The sequence below is a fragment of the Anaerobutyricum hallii DSM 3353 genome (genome assembly GCF_000173975.1).
Taxonomy (GTDB): domain Bacteria; phylum Bacillota; class Clostridia; order Lachnospirales; family Lachnospiraceae; genus Anaerobutyricum; species Anaerobutyricum hallii.
In genome coordinates, this window is the sequence record NZ_ACEP01000133.1 from 1 (window position 1) to 848 (window position 848).

1 pseudogene is annotated in these 848 nt (G+C 40.2%); it reads right to left on the bottom strand.

Annotated elements, in window-relative coordinates:
* Positions 1-13 precede the first annotated feature (13 nt).
* Positions 14-777 (bottom strand): annotated as a pseudogene (locus EUBHAL_RS15510) (IS5 family transposase).
* Positions 778-848: the final 71 nt, after the last annotated feature.

Sequence of the window (848 nt, forward strand, 5' to 3'; positions counted from 1 at the left end):
CATTTTAAGTTGTTCATTTTAACCAAATTAATATTGAGGCGATGCATATAAATGCTGCAAAAGTGGATGCTAATTTATCATAACGCGTGGCTATTCGACGGAATGCTTTTAACTTGAGAAAATAGTTTTCCACTAAATGTCTTTCTTTGTAAAGATGCCAGTCACAGTAACGGTCAAATTTAGCCCCTTTTCTGGAAGGTATGGTTGGCTCACCACCATGGGCATAGATATAGTCCATTAATTTATTGCTATCATATCCGCGGTCAGCCAGTATATCACTTTCCTTTATGTCAACTTGTTCTAGCAAAGGGATGGCGTAATTAATATCATTACGCTGTCCCTCACTGAGCATAACATAAACAGGATAACCATAAGCATCTACAATGGCATGGATTTTTGTACTTGCTCCACCGCGACTGTGTCCGATTTCGTTGGATGGCCCCCTTTTTTTGCACCTGCACTATGTTGATGAGCCTGGACAATGGAGGCATCTATTGATAATTCGCTTAATTCTGCATCAAGGCTTAAAACACGAAAGATATTATCAAGGATACCGTCTTCCATCCACTTGCGAAAGCGAGAATAGACAGTTTGCCAAGGGCCATAGCGTTCTGGAAGGTCACGCCAAGGTGCTCCACTGCGGGCAATCCAGACAATTCCGTTAAGAATGGTACGGTTACACTTGGATGGTCGTCCTTGTTTGCCAGAATTTTCAGGTGGCAGTAGAGAAACAATTTGATTCCATTCTTCATCTGTTAATTCATATCGTCTCAACATAATAAACTCCCCTTTTTTCTTTATTTTATCATGAAAAAGGGCGTGGGAATATATGTTTTGTGCAACTTTTA